15 protein-coding genes are annotated in these 16,919 nt (G+C 39.0%); 7 read left to right on the top strand and 8 right to left on the bottom strand.

Translation table 11 applies throughout. From position 1 onward, the window contains the following. Window positions 1–7: 7 nt before the first annotated feature. A complete protein-coding gene (locus J2X77_RS21275) occupies window positions 8–442 on the bottom strand; it encodes a T9SS type A sorting domain-containing protein (RefSeq protein WP_209581316.1) in 435 nt (144 codons plus the stop codon). A 260-nt stretch (window positions 443–702) separates the two neighbouring features. Between J2X77_RS21275 and J2X77_RS21270 the strand changes: the two genes are divergently transcribed. Together J2X77_RS21270 and rlmF are read left to right on the top strand one after the other, a co-directional pair. Continuing rightward, window positions 703–2,649, top strand: coding sequence for a KUP/HAK/KT family potassium transporter (locus J2X77_RS21270; RefSeq protein WP_209581314.1), 1,947 nt, complete (start codon window positions 703–705; stop codon window positions 2,647–2,649). A 77-nt stretch (window positions 2,650–2,726) separates the two neighbouring features. Then, complete coding sequence (rlmF, locus tag J2X77_RS21265; RefSeq protein WP_209581311.1) at window positions 2,727–3,638, top strand: 23S rRNA (adenine(1618)-N(6))-methyltransferase RlmF; 912 nt, start codon at window positions 2,727–2,729, stop codon at window positions 3,636–3,638. Between the two features lie 73 nt (window positions 3,639–3,711). On the opposite strand, the gene J2X77_RS21260 is transcribed toward rlmF, so the two are convergent. Both J2X77_RS21260 and J2X77_RS21255 read right to left on the bottom strand, forming a co-directional pair. Next, a complete protein-coding gene (locus J2X77_RS21260) occupies window positions 3,712–5,406 on the bottom strand; it encodes an amino acid permease (RefSeq protein WP_310082379.1) in 1,695 nt (564 codons plus the stop codon). A gap of 79 nt (window positions 5,407–5,485) precedes the next feature. Then, window positions 5,486–6,169 (bottom strand): hypothetical protein, encoded by a 684-nt coding sequence (locus tag J2X77_RS21255; protein WP_293885330.1) that lies wholly within the window; start codon window positions 6,167–6,169, stop codon window positions 5,486–5,488. 103 nt (window positions 6,170–6,272) lie between these two features. On the opposite strand from J2X77_RS21255, the gene tyrS reads away from it, so the two are divergent. Then, a complete protein-coding gene (gene tyrS / locus J2X77_RS21250; protein WP_209581301.1) occupies window positions 6,273–7,556 on the top strand; it encodes a tyrosine--tRNA ligase in 1,284 nt (427 codons plus the stop codon). Window positions 7,557–7,669: 113 nt separating this feature from the next. On the opposite strand, the gene J2X77_RS21245 is transcribed toward tyrS, so the two are convergent. Next, a complete protein-coding gene (locus tag J2X77_RS21245; RefSeq protein WP_209581298.1) occupies window positions 7,670–8,179 on the bottom strand; it encodes a GNAT family N-acetyltransferase in 510 nt (169 codons plus the stop codon). A gap of 274 nt (window positions 8,180–8,453) precedes the next feature. On the opposite strand from J2X77_RS21245, the gene J2X77_RS21240 reads away from it, so the two are divergent. Both J2X77_RS21240 and J2X77_RS21235 read left to right on the top strand, forming a co-directional pair. Then, on the top strand, window positions 8,454–11,189 hold the full coding sequence (locus J2X77_RS21240) for a DNA translocase FtsK (protein WP_310082374.1): 2,736 nt from the start codon (window positions 8,454–8,456) through the stop codon (window positions 11,187–11,189). A 1-nt stretch (window position 11,190) separates the two neighbouring features. Beyond that, window positions 11,191–11,844: an outer membrane lipoprotein carrier protein LolA gene (locus J2X77_RS21235; protein ID WP_209581292.1), complete on the top strand. Its 654-nt coding sequence runs from the start codon at window positions 11,191–11,193 to the stop codon at window positions 11,842–11,844. Window positions 11,845–11,951: 107 nt separating this feature from the next. Here J2X77_RS21235 and J2X77_RS21230 read toward each other — a convergent pair whose 3' ends face one another. Further along, window positions 11,952–12,764 (bottom strand): lytic transglycosylase domain-containing protein, encoded by an 813-nt coding sequence (locus J2X77_RS21230; RefSeq protein ID WP_310082372.1) that lies wholly within the window; start codon window positions 12,762–12,764, stop codon window positions 11,952–11,954. A 243-nt stretch (window positions 12,765–13,007) separates the two neighbouring features. On the opposite strand from J2X77_RS21230, the gene J2X77_RS21225 reads away from it, so the two are divergent. Continuing rightward, on the top strand, window positions 13,008–14,549 hold the full coding sequence (locus J2X77_RS21225; protein ID WP_310082371.1) for a pseudouridine synthase: 1,542 nt from the start codon (window positions 13,008–13,010) through the stop codon (window positions 14,547–14,549). A 92-nt stretch (window positions 14,550–14,641) separates the two neighbouring features. Next, a complete protein-coding gene (locus J2X77_RS21220) occupies window positions 14,642–15,109 on the top strand; it encodes a nucleoside triphosphate pyrophosphohydrolase family protein (protein WP_046671593.1) in 468 nt (155 codons plus the stop codon). A gap of 148 nt (window positions 15,110–15,257) precedes the next feature. Here the strand turns inward: J2X77_RS21220 and J2X77_RS21215 are convergent, their stop codons facing one another. The 3 genes from J2X77_RS21215 to J2X77_RS21205 all read right to left on the bottom strand — a co-directional run. Beyond that, entirely contained in the window at window positions 15,258–16,199 is a 942-nt protein-coding gene (locus J2X77_RS21215; protein ID WP_209581625.1) for a TIGR01212 family radical SAM protein, read from the bottom strand. Between the two features lie 26 nt (window positions 16,200–16,225). Then, on the bottom strand, window positions 16,226–16,567 hold the full coding sequence (locus J2X77_RS21210) for a hypothetical protein (protein WP_209581280.1): 342 nt from the start codon (window positions 16,565–16,567) through the stop codon (window positions 16,226–16,228). Window positions 16,568–16,738: 171 nt separating this feature from the next. After that, window positions 16,739–16,919 (bottom strand): hypothetical protein (locus J2X77_RS21205; RefSeq protein ID WP_310082369.1); only part of this gene is annotated, 181 nt, incomplete at its 5' end.

Here is a 16,919-nt window from a genome sequence, read left to right as displayed (position 1 = left end):
TATCTCCTTATCGGATAGAAAATCTTTTAACAACAGTTTCAGAACCAGCCACTACCCTTACGAAGTAAAATCCTGTGGTTAATTTTCCGCCATGCTCAAATGAAAGATTTTGAATTCCTGAATCCAGATTACCATTCATTAATTGAAGAATCTCATTGCCTAATGCGTCCATGACTTTAATAGAAACACCCGAAGATTTTGCCAATTTAAAAGAAAGGTTTATCTGTTCAGCAATCGGATTATAAAATACTTTAACATTATTGATCAATTTCTCGGTCTCTTTGATCGTTTTATCCCCTCCGATTGCCTCATTGCCGTCCCAAATATGTTGCGAAAAAGTAAGGTCATAAGGAGACTTTGCATACACCCGAGCCCCCCCACTGCACAATGTCAGTGCGGATAATAGTGTTAAAAAAGCTGCTTTAAGTAGATTTCTCCCCATAGTGTTAAATTAGACTTCAAATACTGGTTACGGTTTAATCAAATATAACGCTAACTATTTGAATTATCAACAACAAAGTTAGTATTTTGTTTAAAAGTTTTTTATCAACAAGAGCCTTTCCAAGTTTCTTTTAACAAATTTTAACAGCTATTGCGCATGTCAAAGGAAATGCTAAAATTTGGCGCAGCAAATGTACTTACTTAAAGTACAGGCAAAAAGTATATTTTTGCAGTATATTTTTGAAATAAAATAATTGATAAATGGCAGACAATAGTCATCACAGCAGTATCAATAAGGTGAGTTTCGCCGGATTATTGATCAGTTTAGGAATTGTTTTTGGAGATATAGGAACTTCCCCATTATACGTTTTCAAAGCAATCATGGGACAAGGAGCCATCCAAAAAGACCTGGTCTTGGGAGGACTATCCTGCGTTTTTTGGACGCTGACCCTCCAAACAACGATTAAATACGTTTGGATTACACTACGGGCAGACAATAAAGGTGAAGGTGGCATCTTATCCCTTTATTCTTTGGTACGTAAGCGCGCGCCTTGGTTGATCTTCCCTGCGATGATAGGTGCAGCCACCTTATTGGCTGATGGAATGATCACACCTGCAATTACAATATCCTCGGCTATTGAAGGTCTAGACATCAAATTCCCAGGGTTACCTACAGTTCCTATCGTCGTTACAATCATATCCTTGTTATTTATTATTCAGCGATTTGGAACATCCGTTGTTGGAAAGGTTTTTGGACCGCTGATGACCATCTGGTTTTCAATTATTGGCGTGCTTGGTTTATCCCATCTCCACCTTGCACCGGAAGTGATGAAAGCAATCAACCCCTATTATGCCTTTCATATTCTGATTACGTACCCGCATTCGCTATTATTGATTGGCGCGGTGTTTTTATGTACTACCGGAGCCGAGGCTTTATATTCGGATATGGGGCACTGTGGTAAAAACAACATCCGTATTAGCTGGATTTATGTAAAGATCACGCTGATATTAAATTATTTCGGACAAGGTGCCTGGTTATTGACCCAGGAAGGACGTGTTCTAGGAGGATCAAACCCCTTCTACTCGATCATGCCCGATTGGTTTATCGGCTATGGTATCGCTATTGCGACAATTGCGGCTGTCATAGCGAGTCAAGCCATGATATCCGGATCTTATACATTGATTTCCGAAGCAGTGCGATTGAATATATGGCCTAAAGTTGCTATCCGCTATCCAAGCGAACATAAAGGACAGCTGTATGTTCCTTCCATAAATTTAATTTTATGGATAGGCTGTATGATTGTCATCTGGGTTTTCGAAGAATCAAGCCGAATGGATGCAGCCTATGGTCTCGCTATCAATCTAACCGTTTTGATGACGACAGTCTTAATGGGTTATTTTCTGTCGATGAAAAAAGTCAATCGAGCAGTGATTGCCCTATTCTTGATCGCCTACTTTGTCATCGAGTTAACTTTCTTAGTCGGAAATGGGGTAAAAATTGCCCACGGAGGCTGGTTAACCCTGATGCTTGCCACGGCATTATTTGTAACGATGTATTGTTGGTATACAGCGCGAAAAATTAAAAATCGCTATGTCAACTTTATCAATATCAACAAATATTACCCTATCATCTCAGAATTAAGCGAAGACAAATCTGTTCCACCATATGCATCGCATTTAGTGTACCTAACAAGCGCAAATTTTAAATCAGAGATAGAAGCTAAAATTATTTATTCCATAATAAATAAAAAACCAAAGCGGGCTGACGTCTATTGGCTGGTACATGTTGACGTGATGGATCATCCACATACCAAAGAATATTCGATCGATCAACTTATCCCAGGGAAGTTAATACGAATTGATTTCAAACTTGGCTTTAGAGAAGAGCAACGCATCAGTTTATTGTTTAGAAAAGTTGTGGAAGAAATGGTGAAAAAAGGTGAAATTGACATCACTAGCCAGTACGATACCTTACGTAAACATAATATACCAGGCGATTTTAAATTTGTTGTTTTAGAAAAAGTACTTTCCAAAACCAATCAGATGACGTGGATAGAAAAGGTTATTATGGACATCTATGGTTACCTCAAAAAAATGAGTTTATCCGAAGAAAAAGGTTTCGGTTTGGATTCCAGTTTTGTTACGATAGAGCGCGTACCGCTCAATTTTCCACAGACTTCAGAAGTCCATCTCATACGCAAAGATTAATACTTCTCAAGGTGATGCCAAAGCATCACCTTTTTTATTCAATAGAATTGCATTACTTTTGTTGCAAATAATACATCATGGCAGACGCTAATCCAAAAAAGAAATTACATCCTAGAAATAGACATCTCGATAACTACAATTTTGAAGAACTGAGCAAAGTAGAACCCTCGCTCAAGGAATTTGTAATAGAAAACGCTTACAAGGTAAAATCCATCGATTTTAACAATCCTGATGCCGTTAAGACATTAAACAAGGCGCTTCTAAAGAAATACTATCATATTCAACACTGGGATATTCCCAAAGAGAATCTTTGCCCTCCTATCCCAGGCCGTGCAGATTATATTCATTATATCGCGGATGTGCTTGCGCGCGACAACAACAATGAAATTCCAAAAGGCGGAAATATCCATATCCTCGATATCGGTGTTGGTGCCAATTGTATTTACCCGATCATCGGTCATCAGGAATATGGCTGGAGCTTTGTAGGCTCCGAAATTATTAAGAGCGCATACAAAAATGCAATCGAGATAACACGGACAAACATGAGCCTAAAAAAGAGCATACAAATACGCCTACAAAATAATCCAAAGGCCATATTCAAAGATATTATCCTTCCAGGTGAAAAATATGATGTAGTGATCTGTAACCCGCCATTTTTTAGCTCTCAAACCGAAGCTTTACAACAATCCATCCGCAAAACCACAGGTGTAAAAGATGCTAAAATAGACGAAAAACCGGTGACACAAACTTTTTCGGGGCAGGGAAGCGAATTATGGTGCGATGGCGGTGAAAAAGCCTTCTTGTCACGCATGATCTTTGAAAGCCAGTTTCACAAAGATCAAGTAAAATGGTTTACGACGTTAGTAGCACATCGTGAAGACATCCGCTTTCTACAACACAAACTAAAGAAAATAAATGTAAAAGAGACCGAGGTGATCCGCATGGAACAAGGCAACAAAGTAAGCCGGATTCTCCTATGGAGATTCTAATAACTATATAAAGGATTCAAAAAAGGAGCTATCTTACGACAGATAGCTCCTTTTTTGAATAGGATGTCATCTGTTATACTTGGGTCAACTTGTTTAACTTAGAATGTTTATAGCCATACATAAAATACACAGCCAGGCCGACCACGAGCCAGATCACAAATATAATCCAGTTGCTGGCGCCCAATTCGGTCATTAAATACAGGTTGATCAAGATGCCAACGACAGGCAATAAAGAAAAATTCATTTTGAAACTGTAAACACTTAGCCCAAGCCAAATCAGCCAAAATATAATAACGAGCATTTTATGTTCTATAATTTCAAGTGCCGACAGCGATTTCCATTCTTGCACCGTTCCCTGGCCGTAGATAAAAATGAGCACAATAGCAATTAACAGTCCACCACCGACTAAATATTTACCGTTGATATAAGGAACCTTAAATTTCGATTTTGTAGATAAGCCGGAATAGTCCATATACAATACGCCTGCACAAACAAGGATAAAGGCAAAAAAGGTGCCCACGCTCGTCAGATCCACAAAGAAGTCCATTTTAAAAAATAACGACGGGATGGCTACCACCAACCCCGTGACGATCGTAGCGAAAGAAGGCGTTTTATATTTGGGATGGATCGTTGCAAATTTCTTCCACAACAGACCATCCCTGCTCATGGTCATCCAGATTCTTGGTTGAGCCAGTTGATATACCAGTAAGGCACTAGTGATGGCAATTACAGAAGCCACCGATATAATTCCCGCCATATGATCAAAGCCGACATACTTAAAGACAAAAGCCAATGGATCCTTTACGTTCAATTCTGTATAGTTGACCATTCCTGTCAATACCAAGGTTATGGCTACATACAGTACCGTACAAATCAATAAACAATAAATCATGGCTTTAGGCAGGTCGCGCTGCGGATTTTTACACTCTTCAGCAGTTGTCGATATCGAATCGAATCCGATGAAGGCAAAGAACACAGCGGCAACACTTCCGAGTACACCTTTAAGGCCATTAGGTGCAAATGGTGTCCAATTCTCGGGCTTTATGAAGAATATTCCACCAAATATTACCGCCAGAATAATAGCAACTTTGATCATCACCATGATCATACTCGCTTTTTGAGATTCCTTTATACCGATATAAACCAACCATGTGACCAAAAATGTAATAACTCCTGCTGGTAAATCGAAAATAATGGGTAGCCCTCCGATTCGCGGAGCACTATTAAAAGCATCTAACCCATGCTGATCGATTGCAGTTAAGGCAGCCGCGCCATGCTGGTTCATTTTGTCTACAGCATCGTAAGCGTAGCCTGGAGCCATGGATAACCAAGGCGGTATGTGAACCCCAAAGCCCTCCAGCATGGAGACAAAATATTGCGACCATGAAATCGCAATCACCGTATTCGAAACCGCATACTCTAAAACCAATGCCCAACCGATGATCCAGGCAAACAATTCACCAAATGCCACATAAGCATAGGTATACGCAGAGCCCGAAACAGGAACTGTACTGGCAAATTGCGCATAAGCCAATGCCGTAAAAACACAGGCAAAAGCTGTAAAAACGAAGAGAAGTGATACTGCAGGTCCACCTTCATAACTGGCCAATCCAATTGTGCTGAAGATTCCAGCTCCAACAATGGCGGCGATACCCAAAGAAACCAGATCGGTTACACCCAATACCTTTGCAAGGCCTGTTCCCTCCTCTTTTTGAGTGTCATGGAGAATCTGATCAACACTTTTCTTCCGAAAAAGTCTATGTGACATGTAAATTTAGTTTTGATACTTAAAATTATGCGAAAATAAATATTTTCAAGGTCTTATACTATTGGTATTTTCTGATAGGCTAACTAAAGTCCATCAGCTCATATTGAATATACTGGTAAATTTCCTGATAATCGGCCATCTGTATATGCAGATAAGAAATCAGCTGTTCCGTAAGCGCCTGTCTTTGCTGCGCTGAAACGTCAAAATGCCACAATCGCCTACAAATATTAAAAAGCGCCCCGGCAATTTTTTCCACCTGTGCATAGTCGTAAATATACTTCCAGTCTATAAACTGATGATAGAATTTTTCAAACTTCGGAATGTCATGAAGCTGGTTTACTGCTAAAAACTTCCGCAGGGCATCTTGGTTGACGTGTATTAACGCGGCATAGAATTTATCGACTGAAACAGCGCTCTTTTGCGTGAGTATATGGTCCAACAAAAGCTCTAGCCCAATATGTGCCATAAAGGAAGGCCGGATAGGCAATCCCACCAAACTCGGCTGAATTTGTAACTTTAGCTGATGCGTATGATGAAAAAAATAAGTTGAATTATGAAAAAGCCGATCCACTTCAATATGACGGTTCCAACCGATATACATTTGCTCCAATAAAGGATTATTCAAAAGCTCATCTTCATACTGACGAGGCTTTAGCATAAAAGATTTATCAGCATTCTTTAATAGATCGGGTAGTAATCCACCTACAATACGTTCGGGATTAGTGGCAAACCGTTCAAAATAAAAATGTGATAAAAAATTCATACCAGCTTATTAGCGTGTGGTTTTATACGGATTTATTCGCTCAATATACGCTTAATCTCCTATCTTTGCATCTTGTAAATTAAAAAATTAAATCCATTTAACAATGAGCTTTGTAGAAGAATTACGTTGGAGAGGCATGTTACAAGACATTATGCCGGGAACTGAAGACTTACTAAATAAGGAAAAAGTCGCTGGTTATATCGGTTTTGACCCCACAGGAGACTCTCTACACGTAGGACACTTAACTCAAATCATGACCTTGATCCACTTCCAAAATGCGGGCCATAAGCCGGTTGCTTTAGTTGGAGGAGCAACGGGGATGATTGGAGACCCTTCTTTCAAATCTGCAGAGCGTAACTTGTTGGACGAAGCTACCCTACAGCATAATGTAGCTTGTCTGAAAAAACAGTTAGGCAAATTTCTCGAATTTGGAGAAGGTGAAAATGACGCCCAAATGGTTAATAATTACGATTGGTTTAAAGATTTTAAATTTTTGGATTTTATCCGTGATATCGGTAAAATGATTACCGTTAACTATATGATGGCAAAAGATTCTGTGAAAAAACGTTTAGAAGGTGACAATGGGCTTTCATTTACAGAGTTTACCTATCAATTGATTCAAGGATATGACTTCTATTACCTTTGGAAGCACCACAACTGCAAAATTCAGATGGGTGGGTCCGATCAATGGGGTAATATCGTAACAGGAAGTGAAATGATTCGTCGTCAGGATCAAGGAACAGCCTATGCTATCACCACACAATTGATCAAAAAAGCGGATGGCCAAAAATTTGGAAAAACAGAATCTGGCGCAGTATGGTTAGATCCAAAGAAAACTTCGCCATATAAATATTACCAATTTTGGTTGAATACGTCCGATGATGATGCTAAAAACTGGATCAAAATTTTTACGCTAAAACCTCAGAACGAAATAGAGGCTATTATTGCAGACCATGATGCTGCACCTCATCTACGTTTAGTTCAAAAAGCATTAGCAAAAGATATCACCATTCGCACACACTCAGAAGAAGCTTATGAAACAGCTATCAAAACTTCTGAATTTCTTTTTGGAAATGGTTCGTTGGAATTCTTGGACAACTTAGATCATGAGGCTGTTCTAGAAGTATTTGAAGGTATTCCGCAATTCCAGATCGCTCGTACAAATCTCGCTGCAGGAATTAATATTCTTGATTTACTGGCTGTTCAGACCCAAGTATTCCCTTCAAAAGGCGAAGCCCGAAAAATGCTACAAGGCGGGGGAGTTTCTATCAATAGAGAAAAAGCTACGGATATTGACGCCTCAATTACAATCAATCACCTGCTAAACAATAAATATATTGTTGCACAACGTGGTAAAAAGAATTACTACCTGATTATTGTAGATTAATGCTTGTGGTTTATTGAACCCTATAGGTGAAAAAGTCCCTTTTGAGCAAATCAAAAGGGACTTTTTGTTATGCAGTCGAAAGCTTTTTTTTCATTATGAAAAAATTGAGCCGATTATTTTAGTAGTTTTTCAAAAGCGTTACGTGACGCACCTCTAAAATGCACCTCACCACAATATTGGTATCCCAATTTTTCAAACACATGCAACATACCACCATTATCAAAATTAGTATCTACCTTGATACTATAAACCGAATGATCAATTGCAATCTCCTCAACACCCCGCATAATAGCCGTTCCCACACCCTTCATATGGGGGTCTTGCGCCGAGGCGAGTCTGTGTATACCGACATAGGGACCATTGCTCAACCATTTCCCATCGATATCATCATAAGCAGGTTCCACATCAAAAATTATTGCAACATAACCTACAATCCTATGCGCTACTTCAACGACATGGGCATATCCTTTATCAATATCCGATTGCACGACGTCCTCATTCGGATACCCATCTTGCCATTGCCTGCTGCCTTGTTCCTTCCTTAAGGCAATTGCCTGCTGTATAATTTCCCAAATTCGTCCTTTATCAGCTAATGTCGCTTTACGTATCTCAAACTTGTTCATGCTATCTTTTGTATTTTTCGTAAAACTACATATTTTACTGCAACTCCAAGAATATACAAAGCACCAGCAATCCATTACAGCTATTCGCCATTCTTTTAACCGACCTATTTGCAGGGCATAGTATTTGCTAGTCCTTATACCTATCGCGCTTTTTAGCGACATCTAAATTTATTCATTCATAAAAAACGACAAACTTAAAATAATAGGTCATAGGCATCCTTAAAATACTATCAAAATAACTAAGTTTGTACGCAGTATAATTGTGAGCTTTTCAATGTCAAACAAAGGAAATACATTTAGGCAGACAGGAAATTCAGTTTCTGGCAAACGTGCCCCTCAAAAGGAATCGACAACATTTAAAAAAGAAAAAAGTCTAAAAAACGCTGTACCAACAGATTATTCTGATGCACAGCAAAAGGCGGTCAAGATATTAGGAATTTTATTGATCTTCCTTTCGTTGGCTTTTGCCACAGCTTTCGTTTCCTATCTATTCACTTGGGAAGACGATCAAAGTTATATCGCTAAAACCAATGGCGGCTGGTCTACATTATTCCGGTCTGTAGAAGAAATCAATGATGAAGCAGTGGATCTACCTGTTGTCGATAATAAATTAGGAAAGTTTGGAGCATTGCTTGCCAACCAGTTCATGTACGAATGGTTTGGCGTTGCATCGTTTCTTTTTATTCCAGTGCTCTTTATCTTAGGATATCGCTTGCTGTTTAAAAAATCTTTGCTTCCATTGTACCGCACTGTGGTCTATTCCTTTGTCGCCATCGTTTTTATTTCCGTAACATTGGGTTTCTTACATGGATTTATGGCCGACACTCCACATATGCTCGAGGGTAAATTTGGCTTTTGGACCAATAAATTATTGGAAGCGCAAGTTGGCATTGTGGGCGTTGGGTGTATATTAGGTTTTGCCTATATGACCACATTAATCTTACTTTACAACCTCGATTTCAAATTTGTTCTTTTCAGCAATAGAAAATCCAAGTCATTTTCGGAGGATATAGATCAGGAGGACGAAGATGAATACGCTACGCAAAACCTAAGGAATAAAATTCATATTGAAGATGATTCCATCCAATCTGTCCGGGAATCTATCCAACGGCCGACATCCATCAACGAGCGTTTTCAATCTGCCCGTGAAAAAGAAGTACAAGAAGAGCTTCAACGCCCTGCATTTACCCATCATCCAATACCTGATGTACAGATTGATCCGAAAGACAAAGTGGTACTATCATTTGATGATAGTCCGTTGGATCGAACAGATAATACACCATCTATCAGTTTTACGATTGACCAGCCGAATGAAGAATTTGAAGACGCAGAAGTACCGCTAATACGTGAATACCAACCGCCAGCTGTTGCAACTCCGTCACAAAAAGAACCTGAACCATCACTAGAAGTGGAAGCAGTACCAGGTCTGGTTGTCGAAGATATCAAAGAAGAAAAAGAAATTACTGCCAGCGACCTGGTGGCGCAATTCGGACAATATGATCCAAAATTGGATCTTTCGGGTTATCAACACCCAACTTTGGATTTATTGAGAGACTATGGTGGGGGTAAAATAACAATCAATCAACACGAACTTGAAGCAAACAAAAACAAGATTGTTGATACCCTGAGAAACTATAGCATAGAGATCGAAAGCATCAAAGCAACCATAGGTCCAACGGTAACGCTGTATGAAATTATACCGAAACCAGGCGTAAGGATTTCAAAAATCAAGAATCTGGAAGATGACATTGCCTTAAGTCTTGCTGCTTTAGGCATCCGAATTATTGCACCTATGCCCGGAAAGGGAACAATCGGTATTGAGGTACCAAACTCCAATCCGGAGATGGTATCCATGCGATCGGTCCTGGCTACAGAAAAGTTTCAAAAAACAGAAATGGATCTCCCTATCGCGTTAGGTAAAACAATCTCTAATGAAGTGTATATTGCAGATTTGGCGAAAATGCCCCACCTCTTGGTTGCAGGTGCTACCGGCCAAGGTAAATCAGTCGGTATTAATGCCATTCTGACCTCTTTGCTGTACAAAAAGCATCCGGCTGAGCTCAAATTTGTACTTGTTGACCCTAAAAAAGTGGAGCTCTCTTTATTCAAAAAAGTGGAACGACACTTCCTTGCGAAATTACCTGATGACGGAGACGCCATTATTACCGATACTAAAAAAGTAATTAACACGCTAAATTCCTTGTGTATAGAGATGGATCAACGTTATGATTTGTTAAAAAATGCTCAGGTACGTAATTTAAAGGAATATAATGCAAAATTTATCAATCGCCGATTAAACCCTGAGGAGGGTCATCGATTCTTACCTTATATCGTTCTTATTGTTGATGAATTTGCCGACTTGATGATGACAGCAGGAAAAGAGGTAGAAACGCCAATTGCGCGCTTGGCCCAATTAGCCCGTGCAGTGGGTATTCACCTAGTCATAGCGACCCAGCGACCTTCTGTTAATATCATTACCGGTACAATCAAGGCCAACTTCCCTGCTCGTCTTGCATTCCGTGTTTTATCAAAAGTCGATTCACGGACCATTCTCGATACAGGAGGTGCAGATCAGTTGATCGGTCGAGGTGATATGCTACTGGCAACTGGAAGTGATCTGATACGTATCCAATGTGCATTTGTCGATACGCCTGAAGTTGAACAGATTTCCGACTACATCGGTGCACAACGAGGCTATCCTTCGGCATTTATGCTTCCGGAATACGTAGATGAAAACGGTGATGGTTCTGGTAGTACAGATTTCGATCCCAAAGACCGCGATCAATTGTTTGAAGAAGCTGCCCGATTGATTGTCATGCATCAGCAAGGCTCAACTTCATTAATCCAACGTAAATTAAAATTGGGTTATAATAGAGCAGGACGAATCATCGATCAATTGGAAGCTGCAGGAATTGTAGGTCCATTTGAAGGAAGTAAAGCACGCGAAGTGCTCTATCCAGATGAGTATTCATTAGAACAATTTTTGGAGACGTTAAAAAAGGACAACTAAAATGAAAAAACAATTATGGTTTATTGTAGGGCTGCTATTTATGATATACAGTCAAAACAGCTATGCACAAAATGATGCGGCTGCTAAGGCGCTATTGACGAAAGTAAGCCAAAAGTACAATACATACAAAACAATACAGGCCAATTTCTCATTGCATATTAAACAAGCGAACGGAGGATCACATGCTGATGCTGGAACCCTATATCTGGACAAGGCTAACAACAAATATCAGGTGAACACCAAAAATCAAGTATTGATATCAGACTCCAAGACACAGTGGAATATCATGAAAGCCGAAAAGGAAGTTGAAATCTCGGAAGCCAGCAATTCGACCAACGAGATCAACGCAACAAACATCTTTAGCTTCTATACAACTGGCTTTAAGTATACATTGACCAATACCGAAAAGGTCAATGGACTTACACTGAATGTCGTCAATTTAACCCCAGTGGATAGCAAAAAAAACTATTCAAAGATAAAGCTACGCATCAATAAAGCAACAAATTTGATCTATGATACCACTATATTCGATAAAAGTGGAAACCGCTATACATATACATTAGCTTCACAACAGGGCAATAAGGTACTTTCAGACAATCTATTCGTATTTAACAAAAATGACTACCAAGGATTCGATATAGTCGATTTAAGATAAGAATCCATCGATAATACACTACTTAGAAATGCAGTGCAATAGAAAAGGCTTTCAACATCGAAAGCCTTTTCTATTGCACTGTAGCCATTATTTTAATTCAACTGATTTTACAGCATATTAGGTTCCTTATCTAAAGTCTCCAATTCTTTATTTGCATAACGCGAATAGCCATGTTTCTGCGGATGTTCAATAATTTCCTTCATCGAAACTAGCTTGTATACATAGGAACCAGTTTCATTATTCAACTTCAACGCAAAATAATCGTCCTTTTTTTGCCTCCTCATGGAGCCCTTTAGACTACCATCACCGACATTGTATGCAGCAGCCACCAAAGTCCAGTTTCCAAATTGGGCATACAGATATTTAAGGTACCTGGCAGCAGCATGCGTAGATTTGACAAGATCTTTCCGGTCATCTACTTTACCATTCACTCTCAATCCATACAAACGGGCTGTTGCAGGCATAAACTGCCAATAGCCACCTGCCCCCTTGGAGGAAACTACAGCCTTACTGAGCCCGCTTTCCACCAATGGAATGTACTTAAAGTCCTCCGGAATACCATGTGATTTAAGAGTCTTTGCGATCATCGGCAAATAGGTTTCTGCCTTTCTATGCATATCGTATGATCCTGTCTTTTTAAACGCGAATCGATTGAAAAATTTGCGCAATTTACTTTCCACAAGCGGACGATCCATAGGTAAGGAATCTTCGGCAAATGTCAATGAACTCATATAAGATTCAAACGAATTGCTTTTTTCTTTATTCTCTTCATCTTTTCCAGAATGAGCTGGAATTAAGATGAGCTTTGGCTCGGCGATCTGACCGCCGTTCGAAGCGTTGTTGTGTGGGGTTGAGTATAATTTTGACAGCAATAAAGCAAACAAAATCACACTACTACATAAAACTTTCTTTCTTATCATTTACTCCCTTAATGCTATCCTATCCACGACTCTAATCGATCAAAAAATAGCTTGGTTCAAATTCAAGGGTACAAAGGTAAACACTATTTATTTAAAAAACAAATAGTTACCTCCTAAGCACTTTAAAGGGGCTTTTTTAGTTTAAAAATGAAGTAAATTCAGGAAAAGACAAAAAGATAAGGATTTTTTCGCAAAACCCAAAATTATACCTAACTTTGCTGTTCACATTTTTAGTAAAACACAATGCCATTCAGCAATAAAAGGAACAGTCGTGATGACAACTCCAGAAAGTCACGAGGCAACTCAGACAGCTTCAAATCTAGAGGCGATAAGAACAATAGTTTCGGAAAAAAATCATACGGGTCAAACGACTCTTCTGAAAGAGGATCTTTCAGAAAAGATGATAATCGTGAAAATAGATCATTCGGATCTAAAAAATTCTCAGACAGACCATCATTCCAAAAAGATAATAATTCCTCCCGTTCAAAAGATAATTCAGAAAAATCATTCGGTAGAGGATCTCGTTCATTTGATAAAAATGATTCTTCACGATCTTTTGATAAAAAAGATTCCTTCAATAAATTCGACAGATCAGAACGTTCTTTCGACAAAAAAGATAACTTCAAACGTACCGACAGAAATGACGGTCCAAGATCATTCGACAGATCAGAACGTTCTTTCGACAAAAAAGATAATTTCAAACGTACCGACAGAAATGACGGTCCAAGATCATTCGACAGATCGGAACGTTCTTTCGACAAAAAAGATAACTTCAAACGTACCGACAGAAATGACGGTCCAAGGTCATTCGACAGATCAGAACGCTCTTTCGACAAAAAAGATAACTTCAAACGTACCGACAGAAATGACGGTCCAAGGTCATTCGACAGATCAGAGCGTTCTTTCGACAAAAAAGATAGCTTCAAACGTACCGACAGAAATGACGGTCCAAGGTCTTCAAACAGAAAATTTGACGGAGAAAGAAGTCGAAATTTCGATGACAACAAGAACTTTGGTGAAAAACAATATATTAAACGTCCAAAGAAAAAAGCTGCGGAGTCAGAAGACGACGGCTTAGTTCGTTTGAATCGTTACATCGCCAATGCTGGTATTTGTTCAAGACGTAAAGCAGATGAACTTATCACGGCTGGTGTCATTTGGGTAAATGGAGAACCTGTTACCGAATTGGGTACTAAAGTAGACCCTGCAACAGATGAAATCCGCTACAACAACGAACGCTTGAAACGTGAAAAAAATGTTTATGTTTTGTTAAACAAACCAAAAGATTATATCACGACTACAGACGATCCCCAAGAGCGTCATACGGTGATGGAACTTGTTTCTAAAGCAACCAAAGAAAGAATCTATCCTGTTGGTCGCCTTGATAGAAATACGACTGGACTCCTTTTAATGACAAATGATGGAAGCCTTGCCGAAAAGCTTTCGCACCCGCGTAACAGCATCAGCAAAATCTATAATGTCGAACTAAACAAAAGCCTTACACAGGGCGATTTTAACAAAATTAACTTTGGTATCGAATTAGAAGACGGTGTGATCAAACCGGACGATTTGAGCTATGTTCAAGGCGGATCAAAACGCGAAGTCGGCATCCAGATTCACTCAGGGAAAAATCGTATCGTACGTCGTATTTTTGAATCTTTAGGATATGAAGTAGTTAAATTAGATCGTGTGGTATATGCCAATCTGACTAAAAAAGACTTACCTCGTGGCCGTTGGAGATACCTAGAAGAACGAGAAATCGTGCAATTAAAGCACCTCCTTTAATCGCTCAAGGATATCAATAAAAATAAGGACGGTCATTCAGTTAACCGTCCTTATTTTTTATATTTGCTCTTTAAAATAAAAAAACAAAGAATATGACTGATCCGAAAACACTTTCTTCCGTTGCGGAATTCCATAAAACATTCCAACATCCCATCCTTGACACGCCTACTATTCCATCTGAACAACGATGTGCTTTAAGGGTATCGTTGATTGCTGAGGAATTAAAAGAATTAGAAGAAGCCATCCAGGATAAAGATTTGGTAGAGATTGCAGATGCACTATGTGACATCCAATATGTACTTGCTGGCGCAGTATTGGAATTTGGCTTAAAAGATAAATTCTCTGCCCTTTTTGATGAGGTTCAACGTTCTAACATGAGTAAGGCATGTAAAGACGAAGCGGAAGCAATTGCTACCCAAGAACACTATAAATTGAAAGGAGTAGAATCTTATTACAAAGAAGTTGATGGCAAGTTTTTAGTATTCAGAACTGCTGACAACAAAACTTTAAAATCCATCAATTATTCTCCAGCGGATCTAAAAACGATTGTTGAGGGCTAAATGGAAAAGGAAAATAGCTCTCCCCTTTTCGTTAATAAGATAAATAAATAAGGCTTCTCGAGAGAAGCCTTATTTATTTATCTTATTTTACGTTCAAACCACTGGTTCAATGCAAGCGTTGCAAAATTTATAGGAACGGATATAGACTTTAAAAAAGACTCCCCTGCACAACCTGACGTGCCTCCAAACCTTTATCTATTGCCGTTTGTATATGTGACTTGGGAAAGCCCCAATTTGGTGCTATCAACAATTCTTTGTCTGCAATCCCGAAAATACGTTGAATAATCAGATCAGGCCGTAATCTTGGAATCAATTTGGCTAAGAAATCAGTATAACCTTCTATCGAGAAAAGTTCAAAAGGTTCTCTTTTATATTTTACCCCCATAATGGAGCCTTCTACAATATGCAAGTGGTGCAATTTCACAAATTTAATCTGTGGAAACCGGTTAATCTCGTCTGCATACTTTAACATCATCTCTTCAGATTCCCATGGAAAACCAAAAATTGTATGTACACAAATCTCCAGAGGAGTATTCTTTAACATATCCATTGCCTGAACAAACTCATCGTGTGAGCAGCCTCGATTAATTTTCTCCAATGTATCGTTGTAGATAGATTCCATTCCCATTTCTAAATCTACATCATAACGATCCGTATAAGATTCCAATAACGCGATCTTTTCAAAATCTAAACAATCAGGACGTGTTCCCACGGAGAGACCTAAGGTATTTTCAGGATCAATGCTTAGGGCCTCATCATACATCATTTTCAGTAAATGAGTCGGCGCATACGTATTCGTGTTTGGCTGGAAATAGATAATAAACTTTTCAGCTCCATAGCTATTGCGGGCTCTTTCGATCCCCGATTCCACTTGTTCCCGTATCGAAGGAATTTTGCGGGCTGTATCCGGTGTAAAAGAATCAACATTACAGTACGTACAACCGCCGTAGCCCTTACTGCCATCGCGATTTGGACAAGTAAAATTACCATCCACAATCACTTTAAACACTCTCTGTCCGTTATACTTTTGCTTTAAATAAGCCCCGTAATGATTATACGGTTTAACTCCTTTATCCAATAATGTACCCATTGCCATGCAAAGTTACTCAATTAAAATCATATGTTACCATTACTTTCTTCGGATCGAATGTTAAACTTCGATATGGAAGAAAATTTCTGATTCATTTCCTCAATCATATCGACATGTCCAATGTTGCTAGAAACAACCTTAACGGTACTATCCTTACTAACCTCGAATCTTACATAAGCTTTATCATGATTCATATTCCAATTACATTTCCATTTTTCATTTAAGTTCTTATAAAAATCAACAATACCTATCTCCGGAGTTGGAAGATAGTTTTCATAAGAAAGAAAAGTGTAATCTTGCACCTCTTGGGAAATACCTGATCTCAAGATAAACAATAGTAGGAAAGCGATGATGAAACAATTTCTCATATGACCAATAAGTAATATTTACAGCAAGATACAAAAACATGAATACAAGAATTATAGAAAAGCAATATGGCTATGGCGTATCTATTGTTTAAGAGCACTCCTGTACTTCAGTTATGAAATAGCCACTATCGATACAATTGCAAGTTTGGACTAAGATTGATCGGCAGACTTCTATGAAGATGCACTGTGCGACTGAGGACAGTGCCGGTTGCGGAGCATGGCCGATGGATCAGCCCCGTCGACGGCCATGGAGGTATTTAAACGAAAGAAGCCCTTGACTGTTTCCAGCAAGGGCTTCCGTGTAAAAAAAGGCACCGACCTACTCTCCCACCTGTTACGGCAATACCATCGG

The organism is Sphingobacterium sp. 2149, assembly GCF_031455655.1.
Lineage (GTDB): Bacteria > Bacteroidota > Bacteroidia > Sphingobacteriales > Sphingobacteriaceae > Sphingobacterium.
This window is presented reverse-complemented; position numbering and strand designations above follow the sequence as displayed.

Excerpts from the sequence above, each read along its gene's own strand:
- J2X77_RS21275 (WP_209581316.1), bottom strand. The coding sequence starts at position 442 with ATGGGGAGAAATCTACTTAAAGCAGCTTTTTTAACACTATTATCCGCA.
- J2X77_RS21270 (WP_209581314.1), top strand. The coding sequence starts at position 703 with ATGGCAGACAATAGTCATCACAGCAGTATCAATAAGGTGAGTTTCGCC.
- rlmF (WP_209581311.1), top strand. The coding sequence starts at position 2,727 with ATGGCAGACGCTAATCCAAAAAAGAAATTACATCCTAGAAATAGACAT.
- J2X77_RS21260 (WP_310082379.1), bottom strand. The coding sequence starts at position 5,406 with ATGTCACATAGACTTTTTCGGAAGAAAAGTGTTGATCAGATTCTCCAT.
- J2X77_RS21255 (WP_293885330.1), bottom strand. The coding sequence starts at position 6,169 with ATGAATTTTTTATCACATTTTTATTTTGAACGGTTTGCCACTAATCCC.
- tyrS (WP_209581301.1), top strand. The coding sequence starts at position 6,273 with ATGAGCTTTGTAGAAGAATTACGTTGGAGAGGCATGTTACAAGACATT.
- J2X77_RS21245 (WP_209581298.1), bottom strand. The coding sequence starts at position 8,179 with ATGAACAAGTTTGAGATACGTAAAGCGACATTAGCTGATAAAGGACGA.
- J2X77_RS21240 (WP_310082374.1), top strand. The coding sequence starts at position 8,454 with ATGTCAAACAAAGGAAATACATTTAGGCAGACAGGAAATTCAGTTTCT.
- J2X77_RS21235 (WP_209581292.1), top strand. The coding sequence starts at position 11,191 with ATGAAAAAACAATTATGGTTTATTGTAGGGCTGCTATTTATGATATAC.
- J2X77_RS21230 (WP_310082372.1), bottom strand. The coding sequence starts at position 12,764 with ATGATAAGAAAGAAAGTTTTATGTAGTAGTGTGATTTTGTTTGCTTTA.
- J2X77_RS21225 (WP_310082371.1), top strand. The coding sequence starts at position 13,008 with ATGCCATTCAGCAATAAAAGGAACAGTCGTGATGACAACTCCAGAAAG.
- J2X77_RS21220 (WP_046671593.1), top strand. The coding sequence starts at position 14,642 with ATGACTGATCCGAAAACACTTTCTTCCGTTGCGGAATTCCATAAAACA.
- J2X77_RS21215 (WP_209581625.1), bottom strand. The coding sequence starts at position 16,199 with ATGGGTACATTATTGGATAAAGGAGTTAAACCGTATAATCATTACGGG.
- J2X77_RS21210 (WP_209581280.1), bottom strand. The coding sequence starts at position 16,567 with ATGAGAAATTGTTTCATCATCGCTTTCCTACTATTGTTTATCTTGAGA.